Annotated in this window: 7 protein-coding genes; all 7 read right to left on the bottom strand. The window is 40.2% G+C overall.

Annotation, left to right across the window (positions count from 1 at the left end; all coding sequences use genetic code 11):
- Window positions 1-273: 273 nt before the first annotated feature.
- On the bottom strand, window positions 274-1,974 hold the full coding sequence (locus LBQ60_16170; protein ID MDR2039459.1) for a hypothetical protein: 1,701 nt from the start codon (window positions 1,972-1,974) through the stop codon (window positions 274-276).
- 156 nt (window positions 1,975-2,130) lie between these two features.
- The gene (locus tag LBQ60_16165; protein ID MDR2039458.1) at window positions 2,131-2,784 is read right to left on the bottom strand and encodes a hypothetical protein; all 654 of its coding nucleotides are present in this window, start codon (window positions 2,782-2,784) and stop codon (window positions 2,131-2,133) included.
- A 232-nt stretch (window positions 2,785-3,016) separates the two neighbouring features.
- Window positions 3,017-3,562 (bottom strand): hypothetical protein, encoded by a 546-nt coding sequence (locus LBQ60_16160; GenBank protein MDR2039457.1) that lies wholly within the window; start codon window positions 3,560-3,562, stop codon window positions 3,017-3,019.
- Between the two features lie 505 nt (window positions 3,563-4,067).
- Window positions 4,068-5,294 carry a hypothetical protein gene (locus tag LBQ60_16155; protein ID MDR2039456.1) on the bottom strand — a complete coding sequence of 409 codons (1,227 nt, stop codon included), beginning with the start codon at window positions 5,292-5,294 and terminating at the stop codon, window positions 4,068-4,070.
- Between the two features lie 25 nt (window positions 5,295-5,319).
- Window positions 5,320-6,537, bottom strand: a complete 1,218-nt coding sequence (locus tag LBQ60_16150; protein ID MDR2039455.1) for a DUF4959 domain-containing protein — start codon at window positions 6,535-6,537, stop codon at window positions 5,320-5,322.
- A gap of 17 nt (window positions 6,538-6,554) precedes the next feature.
- A complete protein-coding gene (locus LBQ60_16145) occupies window positions 6,555-8,495 on the bottom strand; it encodes a RagB/SusD family nutrient uptake outer membrane protein (protein ID MDR2039454.1) in 1,941 nt (646 codons plus the stop codon).
- A gap of 11 nt (window positions 8,496-8,506) precedes the next feature.
- Window positions 8,507-11,055, bottom strand: a 2,549-nt coding sequence (locus LBQ60_16140) for a TonB-dependent receptor (GenBank protein MDR2039453.1), incomplete at its 5' end; no start/stop codon positions are given.

Here is an 11,055-nt window from a genome sequence, read left to right as displayed (position 1 = left end):
TTACGGAAGCCTGATCTGCGATGCTCAACGGACGAGCAAAAAGTACATTATTACAAATAATCGCTAAAAATATAATTAAATAATATCTTTTCATTTTGATTTGATGACTAATTTTTTGTTACTGTTATTTGTTTTTTATTCTATTTGACTCCTAAGTAAGATAAAACAATTAATGTCATATTTGCTAAACGTAATCAACTTGATCAATGTGACTTAAGAAAACAATAAATAGCACTGAGTGCTTAATTTCCATCCTGACAAACAGAAATATTTTTAATAATATTTATTCCTGATTATTTCTGCTGTCTGAACCGGATCATGATCCATTCTGATACGCCATAATAGTTCTTCCGGAGAAACGACTTGAATATCTTCTTTCAACAGGTCGATGCACCATTTCACAGCAGTTAAACCTCCGGCTTTATTCTCCGGTAGGGAAGGATTTTCGAATACGGACCATGCATGAACAACTGTCCAATTCATAAATGTTCCGTTTCTCTCCGAATCCCGGTTTATCAGATTCGATATTTCGACGATATCTCCGCCACCCTTATCCTTCAGCCCTTGCCAAAGTGAATATGTGGCCGTAACTACCGGAATTTCTATTCCGGTTTTATCTTTTACCCAAATGATTTTCCCGTTTCCTCCATGATAAGGTGCGTATTGAACTGCGATCATTCCGACCAGGTCTTCTATTTCTCCGGCATATATACGATAAGCTTCCAGGGCATCTTCAGAGTCGATATCCATGCAGATGAAACCAAAGACCTTCACACCCGTACGCTTCATGTTGGTATTGATTTTCCGCGCAAATTCACGTTGAATGGCTTCGCGCTCCATGCCTCTTTCAATGGCGAATAAATCGGGATACTGGTATCCTCCGCCATATTCAATAACAGTTGTATGGGCCGGCTGTGTTTTTGCCATTTCATTCAAAACATCAGGTGCCATTTGCACCAGATTGACCGGACAAGATGTGAATCCAACGGGGAAATTACCATGCAGCGGACTCCCCCAGAAATTATTGTTCCGGAGAAAGGACCCTATTGTCCATTGCATATTGTCGCCATCACTCATTATGAAACTGTGAAAATGACCTTTTTCAGAAAAGTCGATCGTTGCAGGATCCAGGGTTCTGATTTTTGCGAGATCAGCAGATCCGGAACCTACCGAAAGTGTTATCAGATTATTGCACCAATCGCTTGCTGTATTGAATAAGCCATATTTCGCCGGAAGGCGGGTAAAATCATCTTCATTTCCATGATTCCAGCCAACTACCGGAGATATAGGATTTGCCCAGGCCATCATCTTTTCAGTTAGATTATCCACTCCGTATGTAATAAACGCTTTATTGGCGACCGCCAGATCGTAATTATTCTGATAAAAAGGATTCATGGTAACGACCATACCGGCATTCATCTTATCTTTTATTTCCTCAAAACATTCGTCCATCGTAATATCCCGGGTATCCTTTATGAGTGTCAGACCCATTTGCCGCACCATTGGTTCGAGCGATGTGTCAATCACTACTCCCCGGTTTACTGACGCATAAGCCATTGCAACATGAACGGAATAATTCATATCCCCGCGAAATTCCGGGTTGTTTTCGGGTTGATAAAGAATATAGCCGTTAACGAGTTTTTTATACCGTTCCAGCAATTCCCACACATCGTAAGTTCCTCTTTCTTCCGCTTTGGTTCTGTTCACCAGTTTGGAATACCAAAGCAGGTAATCCCCCGGAGTTTCGTGCCAGATCAGTTCATCGGCCAGCCCTTGTTTTTGTGCCTGAGCAACTAACCCCGACAAAGAGTGTAAAAGGACATTTTCTGTTTTGTCCTTTGCCGGCTTGCAAACCACTAATCCCTTCGGTAATGGCTGATGCGGCCACCAATAGGTATCATTTTTTGCAGCAGCTTCATCGATGCACGACCACCCGCTTACAAACAATAACATCAAGCAGCAAAGACCAGTCATACAAACCAAATTATATTTTTTTGTCATTATCTCCATGATTTACTTCCCGTTTTCATAGGTAAATATACATTCCAAAACAGTAGAAATAGCATTGCTGCTGCTCCTGATATAACACAAATATCATTTTAGCCATATTATTAGTCAATGATAAAATCGCTATTTAAGTGGACGATCAAATCGTAAAATTTCAAGATAATCGCATACGGTATCTCCATCTGGTAATATATCTTCATTGTTATCAAAAATAAATACCTTAAAAATTTTCAAAAAATCTAATTTCTTCACTAATCCGGAAGGATGAATATTTGATTGTCCCGGAGGTAAAAAGTCATAAAGCCCTATTAATTCTTTAGCATATTTTGATGAATCTCTTTTAGTGACTTCTGCACCTATACAATTCAAATATTTTTCTTTTTCCAATTTAATGTTTTTAATAAAATCCACATATTCATTAAACGCTTTTTCAGGTGTGCAATCCAGCAATTCGATACGTCTATTCATTTCTTCTTGTGAAATTCTTTTTACAGGCGATATATTCCCCGAATCGGTATTATGTGCTTCAAGCACCGAATGACCTCTGATTATCTGATAATAATGATTCCACGTATTATCAGATAGCATATATATAAAACTATTACTTTTTCGACTTTCCATATAAAAATGTCGAACAGTTTCATATTTAAGTTTATGGTCAATTGTTTTGAATATTTTTTCTAAATTAAACCTACAATATAACTCCACTTCTGGTTGAGAATAGACAATAGAAAAAGAAATAAGAGATAGATTAAGCACAATTATTACTTTTTTCATTAACAGAATATTGATTAAACAATTTACTTATTTTTTTTGGAAATCTACACATTAGCTCACATTTTGTACGAGATAACATTTGTACAATATACATTTTCAGAAAATTAACAATTATACTATTTCCCTTAAAACTCTCTCTTCTGATGAAGATTTGATATGATAACACATGGTCATTATTACATGATCGTAATGGAGGAAAGAAAAAACATTCCCCATTTACTATTGCAAAAATCTAATGACTGTTGCTATTTGCTTTATCCTTTGCCTTTTTTTGTTCCATCTCTCTTTTTTGAATTTCTTTAACTTTTTTCAAAATATCATCACGCCCTCTCGGAAAATTCTGATTAAACCCTACACTTTTTAATTCCAAATCCTTGATGACTTCATACATTTGTTGGGTCCACCTCGTTCCGGGTGTTAGATTCAATCCTAAAGAAGTTGGATTAGCCGGATAAAACTCAATGTAATAATCTATTATCTCACTTGGAATGGGCCCCACCTGGTGTATGCCTAAATAGAAAGCATTAGTACCTCCGTCACCATCTACAGCAATTATCCGACTTCCTCCAACAATATAAGTAACAGGCAACTCAAGGTCATTGAATACATCCGATACCTTTTTTCCCTTGTAGCACGCAAGCCGCGCGGTAAAATTATAATACAGATATTCCACCGTATCCCCCTTGAATGAGGCAAATGGTTTGTAGGGCAGATTGCACTGCGCATAGAATTCTGTCACGCTCGATACTACAATCAATAATAAAATAACCCTTTTCATTTTAATCACATATTTTAGGTAAATAATTATTTACGGTGTGTTCTGTCTGTTGTTCCTTAAAATTGAGTCCCCTCTCCCTCTTATAATTGTATATCAGAATTATTATTCTTAATAATATGGCAAATTATCAGATAAATAAAAAACAATAGCATCATAATATCAGATTGTCGGACAACCAACATTTGAATTCTGCTTATCAAATACATAGTTCCTCCTACAACTGTGAATAAAAGCATTACAGCCGCGAAATAAAAATATTTGCCAGTGACAACACCATGCCATAATGTATTATCAACAACAAAAACAGTAAATAAAACTATTGATAGCAGAATATAAAGACCCTTTTTCTCTGATAATTTTATATCTATAAATTTTATGAAATCGGCTGTCATTTTAATCTTCCTCAATAATATTTTAAACTAATTTTACCTATATTTCACGTTAAAACATTCTTCACTATTATTATAAAAAGCCATACAGACTAATGTCCGTATGGCTTTTAAATTTATTCTACCGGCCTGATATCTTCTCCCCACAGGGATATTTCCTGAATACAACCGTATGCGCCTGTACCTGATGACGGCGGTCCTACCACTTCCATCACCCGGATACGGATATACCGTACATTTTCCGTTTTTGTTTTATCGAAGGTGATCATGTTTTCGTGAGGATCAGTTAAGGTTTGGTCAATCAGCAGTTTCCAGCCTTTATCCTGCGCTTCCTGCTCCCAACCTACATCAGAAGCTGGTAGTGCAGTATCTTTGCCGTCGATATTTTCGCAACCCCAAAACTGAATGCGCCTGGGATTCCAGTTATGGTGATCTTCGCGACCGACTATTTCTACACGGTCTATAGTGGCAATAAGCCCCATGTCGAAAGTTAATGTATGCGGTACGCCTTCTCCGTCGCCGGTGTGGTAACGCGATCCCTGGTCACTTCCTTTTACACCGTCCCACATACCCGGTATTTTCCCGCCATAGCTATTTCCCGGAGTATCATTCGTCAGGCTGACCACCGCAAAATTGGCTTTGCTTATAGAGAAAACAGACGATGCCGGAAGCGAACCTTCGGAAACAGCCAGTTGAACGACATCGAAACCTAATTCTCCGGTGAGAACATATGATTGGATCTCTGTTTTTCCTCCTGCTTTCCAGCCCATTAATACAGTAGATTCATCATCGGGCATGATCCGTATCTGTTGCATGCTGCCATCTGTAGTTTCGAAACTGAAATCGGTATATACCACATATTCCGACTCTGCTTTATCGGCCCATAGAGCCGAAAAATAGCCATCGACAAAATTAAATTCCACTATCCTGCGGTTCATTTGCGATTCAGTAAAAACAGCCCCCATAGCTTTTCCCGTGCAGGTTTGTATCACTGACTTATTACCTTCAGCATCTTCCGTATAAACTTTAAATTCATAATTGCGTTCCTGCAATCCGTCGATGATCATTTCAAAAGTTTTATTCCCGGTACCGGTTATGGCAAACTCTCTCGACTGGTCGCCCCATTCTACGATACATTTGTTGGAATAACCCAGATAATTGGTTTGTCCCACAATTTTAACCCGTTCGTATCCGCTGTACACTGTCAGAGAATCCAGTTTACCCGCATAGATTTTTTCGCCGTTAAGATAGTCTTCATGCTTGGATTCCATATCACCGCAGCCGAGGAAAGCCGCAAAAATCAATCCAATAGCGACTAATGATTTTATCTTTGCAAAATTCATAATGTTCATTTTTAATGGATTAAACTTATTCACCGGTAAGAATTTCACCCCAGAATGAAAGTTCGCCGATAACCGTATATTGGAAAGTCGGGCCTTCCCAGTTTTCCAGGAATTCGAAGCGGATGTACCTGATTTCGACAAGATCATTGATATCAAATTCAAAATCTTCTCCTTTTGTCTGGAATTCAACATCCTCTGCATTGGTTACTCCTACCGGTAACCCCGATGGTTTAAAAGAGTTACACTCCTTAAGGAATGTCCATCCTGCACACGGATCGCTGGCATTATAGGGTGGCAACCCGTTAATGTCTTTGGTCCCATATACATTGAAATGCTTAGGATTACCATGTTTATAAAGTTCGGTACCTGTTCGCTGATACAATTTAAAACGACTCAGTTTTACATTCACGCCCAAATCGATGGTTAAATAGTGCGGTAACGGCATTGAAGCTGTATGTCCGCAATTCCATTGTGAGTTCCATACCTCGTCCCACATTTGGGTAGCACTCATACCATATTGGCTGAAATCCGCATCGCCTGTTATTTTAAATACCCGGAAATTTCCTTTGTCCAGGTATTCATCCGGAATAGGAATTCCCTCAAAAAACAATGTATCTGATAAATTACCCCACCGGTCTTCCACATAAATACCAAAAGAGGTCATCACGCTGTTATACCCTCTGAAACTATACGAACCTGACGGTTGGCTGGTAAAAAACGATTCGCGATAAGTCAAACCCTGCAATGCCTCATCAAAGACAGCAACATTCAGGGAAACTTCCGCACGTTCGGCATTTTCGTATGAGACCTTTATACCTCCATAGTCAGACTCAGCTGACAGCGTAGGAAAAATAAGCTGGATAGGCGGTGTTAACGGAGATATTTCCACCGATACTCCTTCCGATATGTTTTCGCTCCTGTCTACAGCGAAAATATCCACGTTGTAAGTTCCGGATTTTCCATACCCGTCTATGACCAAAGAATCGATTACTCCTGAAACTTTTACCTCACGGGTAATGCTCCTGTTATCGGTAAATACTGCTTTAATATACAACAGATCTGCATCGGAAGGCGGTGCAAACCAAATAACTGCTCCTCCGGAAATATCTTTCTTATTTATAAAAGTTACTTTTCCCGGCGCCGTATCATCTGTCCCGTAAGGGTGATGCTTATCTTCATTACATCCCCAAAATGACGGAATACCCAACGAGATACACAAACTTATTAATATTGTCTTTTTCATATTTTTCTTTATAAAAATTACCATTCAGGGCTCTGAACTAAATTAGAATTACGTAACATTTCATTCTGGCTTATGGGCCATAAATAATCCCTGTTCAGGAAATCACGAAAATAGATATTCCTGACCTGATAGAATCCTACTTCGTCGGCGGCGTAAACATTCCAGCCACGGATGGGTTTACTGAAATAATCCCCTGCCAGTTTCCATCGACGCAAGTCCCAATAACGAGGACCTTCAAATGCAAGTTCGACCATACGCTCCTGCCGGATAATATCGCGCATACCTGCTTTGGTTGCCGGTTTTTGAGGAATCCGGGAATAGTTCGCCCACGTTTCTGTCAGGGTGCTTCCTTCATCCAGTCCTGCTTTGTGGCGAACCCGCTGGACATATTCGTATACATCGTCATCCGGTCTGGCTGCTTCACCGGCAGCCGTTTCATTGAGCGCTTCGGCGTACATCAGGTAAAGATCGCTTAACCTGATGATGGGAAAAGTGTATTCAATAATTTGTGTTGTTGCTGCCGTAATTACATTTTCGTAATTAACCAGTTTTTTTGTAAAATATCCGGTAGCAGACCACAATTCCAGTCCGTTTCTTCCTGAAAGCTGTCCTGTTTTTGCTCCTATAGCAGGAATATTATCGTCATCTGTTGCTTCGAGCGAGAACCATTTGCCTCCATCAAAACCGACATATGCATAGAAACGGGGTTCACGATAAGTATGTAATCTCGCTGTTATGTAATTGCTTTGCAGGGTGTATTTATGATCATCAGCCAGTTGCCCGGAAATTTTTATGGTATCATAGCGATTAGCATAATCCCATGTTTTGTCTTCGCTGATAGGAATTCCATTAGCCGTATAAAAACTTTCCACTGCATTCAATGTAGGAGCATGCGACTTTTTGGTCTGGTTGAAATCGGCAGCATGGTGGCTGGTAAGCCTGGGTTGACACCATTGTTGCAGGGCATTTACCGAATTAGGCCCGATCCCCCAGATGAGTTCCTGGTTGAACCGCTTGGTAATGGTTGTCCGCAATGTTAATTCATGCCTGATTACCGGATCAACTTCGCCAATGGGCAATAAATCCTTAAATTCATAAAGCGCATGACCTGCAGCTTCAGCAGTTTCGATAGCATCTTTGCATGCATCGCGTGCTGCAACCCATTTCTCAGGATCAAATTGTGTGCTGATCAATGGAGTACCATCCGAATCATTAAACCCTGCCATGTTCGCATTTCCGTTAAACAGGTCACTGGCTGCTAATGTTAAAACCTGGGCCTTGATTGCTTTTGCAGCAGGTAGGGTAATTCGTCCGTAATCGCTTTGCGTATATTGGATTTTTTCCGGTAAAGAACTGCTGTTAATGGCTTCATCAAGTAATGATACAATATAGTTGACTACATCATCAACAGGTAAACGCTTGATGCGTGTGTCTTCGGGAGAAGCGTCAACCGACAGGTTGGTCTCCATAACAGGAATTGGTCCGTACATACGCATCAGCAAAAAATGATAATAAGCTTTTAATACTTTCACTTCGGCAAGCCACCAATCCCTTTCGCTCATTTCAAGTCCCGGAATATCCCGTAAGTTTTCAAGGAAAATGTTGCAATCGCGAATAGCAATGAACAAATTATATCCGCCACGGCTTCCTTCCCAAAAATTACAGTAAGGATCGGCTACATTTTGTAATCCTTTGGCTAAGCGTAAGCTGGTGGTATTATTCATATAATAATCCTGCTCCGCATAATACCATATTTCATCGCCGGCAACCAATGCAAAATTCTCAACAACACTTGCATGTTCAGGAACATAACTGTAGCAGGTTGCCAGAAATTTTTCGGCGCTGTTACGATTATTAAAAGCCATTTCGATGGTGGCCAGGTTATCAGGAACGATGTCCAGATAATCACACCCGCAGGCAAGGATCACTATAATTGGAATAAAAATTTTCTTTTTCATCGGTATGTAATTTAAAAATTCATGTTGAGACCCAGATTCAATACTCTTTGGATGGGGTATCCCAGTCCGTTGCCTCCCATTTCAACATCCCACAGTTTAAAAGCGGAAATATTCAACAGATTGGTTGCACTAAAGTAGAAACGAAGTGATGAGACGCCTATCTTAGAAACAAAACTATTCTGATCGAAGGTATACCCTAATTCAACGGATTTAAGCCTTAGGAATGACCCGTTGCGCAAGAACCATGTACTTTGATGGTTGTTGTTTTCCACCATTTGTCCGGATAATCTTGGCCATGCTGCATACAGGTTCCTGTTTTCTTCCGACCAATGGTCATCTGCCCACGCTTTCAGCAAGGCATTGTTGCCTATTTGCCCATTGAGATAATCATCGCCGGTATTGATGAACGGAGCTGTGTGAGAAGCGTCTATATAGAACGAAGAACGTGCCGATCCCTGGAAGAAGAATGAGAAATCCCAACCTTTCCATCCCATAGATGCTCCGAATCCGTAGATTATTTCCGGTTTTTCAGGATACCCGATGGGAACCTGATCATTTGCGTCAATAACACCATCATCGTTAATGTCCTTATATTTGACATCACCAGCCATATAATCTCCCAGTGTTTGTCTGGGCGAAATGGCAATATCAGCATCATCAATGAACAATCGTTCGGCAACATAACCATATGTTTGATCTATAGATTGACCGATACGGGAACGCCATGGCATACCGGCACTTGCATAATCCAGTTCTTCATAAACCTTAAATTTACTGGTTGCATAAGTAAAATTAGCTCTTGAGGAAATCCAAAGATCAGGGGTAAAACTATGCTGGATATCCAATGACATATCTACACCTTTGGATGTAGCTTCTCCGACATTTGCCCTCATTGCAGCCTGTAATCCCATGCTTTTCGGTATCTGCGACCTATCCATCAGGATATTGGTACGATACTGGTAAAAGAAATCGCCCTGAAATTCAATTTTTCCAAATAGTCCTATTTCTACGCCGACATCCGTCATTTGCGCCGTTTCCCAGGATATCTGATTGTTGCTGTAGCGTTGAATACTGATCCCGGAAATGTATTGACGGTATTCCTCTCCCAGCCATATGCCCCTGCTGGCATCATTCATCGTAACATTTGAGATATAAAAGAAGCGATCGTTCTCATCTCCGATTTCATCATTTCCTACATAACCAAAAGTGCCTTTAAATTTCAACTTACTGACCACTTTTTCATAAGGTTTCCAAAACGGTTCGTTGGATACAAGCCATCCTAGGCCAAAAGACGGGAAAAAACCAAACCGTTCTTTTTTGGCAAATCGTTCAGAACCATTATAACCGAAGTTAAACTCCGTAAAATATCGATTAGCATATGCATAGGTAAATCGCCCTGAAAGTCCGAGATTGCGATACGGTAAAGATTTTTGTAAATTACCGGCATTGGCTACTTTTTTCTCCCGCATAATTCCCACTAACATACCACTAACAGTATGATTCTCACCAAAGGTCTGGCTATAATTCAAAGCGCCTTCAAAATAGGTAGTCGTGTAAATATCTTTCGTTCCTTCATAATAAAATAAATATTCTGTTCCATCATCCGGATTAAGTTCAACTAAGGAATAGATATCTAATTGCGGATCATAACTACCTAAAGAATAGAAAAACGGATTATATTGCCGGTTGACATCAAATTTAGATTCTCTCGTTGTATTACCTAATATCCGGGCGGAAAGTCCTTGTGTAAAAAACGAAAGATCCTGTTTCAACTCTACCGATGCCGATATCATGTTACGGCTTTCATCCCTGTAGCCCTTTACCATATCGGCATATGGATTCAGATAATCACCATTCCGCCCGTAATTTCCGAACAGAATGTGTTGGGTATTGGCGTATTGCCTGTCCGGCTCAAAATATTTCGGGTACAATACCGGATTGGTCTGCATGGCTTTCTTAAACAAATTCTCTCCCGTATCTATAGGCCCGTTGTAGTCGTCAAAATCACCGGTAAACCTGACGATTACCTCGGTAGTTTTGGTTACATTGATGTTCACATTCGAACGCAATGATATCCTGTTTAATCTCACATTGTTATTGAAATTATTCTGCTTGTCGACTTTCAGTATCCCGTTATCAGAATTCAGGGTACCCGCCAGGTAGTAACGTGCGACTTTTCCTCCGCCACTTGCACTGAAATTAAACCGATGATTGACTGCGTATTTTTTAAACATCTCATCGTACCAGTCTACTGCGGGATATGCGTAAGGATTACGGTCAGGTTGCCCGGTCATCTTGATTTTATCAAGAGAATAAACACGGCCGCCTAACGGATCCCTGGTCAGTACAGCTTCATTATGTAACTGCATATAAGTAATAGGGTCGGCTAACTCTATCATTTTGGTAGGAGCCGAGAACGAACTTTCATAGCGAATATTCAGTTTGGCCGGTCCCTCCTTTCCTTCCTTGGTAGTTACCAAAATTACCCCGTTAGCTCCCCTTGCACCATACAATGCTGTAGCGGTAGCATCTTTCATGATAGAAAAACTGGCGATATCAT

This window comes from Bacteroidales bacterium, from assembly GCA_031275285.1.
Taxonomy (GTDB): Bacteria; Bacteroidota; Bacteroidia; order Bacteroidales; family UBA4181; genus JAIRLS01.
Note: the sequence above shows the minus strand (reverse complement) of the source record. Positions and strands in the feature narration are given on the sequence as shown.

Excerpts from the sequence above, each read along its gene's own strand:
- LBQ60_16170 (MDR2039459.1), bottom strand. The coding sequence starts at position 1,974 with ATGACTGGTCTTTGCTGCTTGATGTTATTGTTTGTAAGCGGGTGGTCG.
- LBQ60_16165 (MDR2039458.1), bottom strand. The coding sequence starts at position 2,784 with ATGAAAAAAGTAATAATTGTGCTTAATCTATCTCTTATTTCTTTTTCT.
- LBQ60_16160 (MDR2039457.1), bottom strand. The coding sequence starts at position 3,562 with ATGAAAAGGGTTATTTTATTATTGATTGTAGTATCGAGCGTGACAGAA.
- LBQ60_16155 (MDR2039456.1), bottom strand. The coding sequence starts at position 5,294 with ATGAATTTTGCAAAGATAAAATCATTAGTCGCTATTGGATTGATTTTT.
- LBQ60_16150 (MDR2039455.1), bottom strand. The coding sequence starts at position 6,537 with ATGAAAAAGACAATATTAATAAGTTTGTGTATCTCGTTGGGTATTCCG.
- LBQ60_16145 (MDR2039454.1), bottom strand. The coding sequence starts at position 8,495 with ATGAAAAAGAAAATTTTTATTCCAATTATAGTGATCCTTGCCTGCGGG.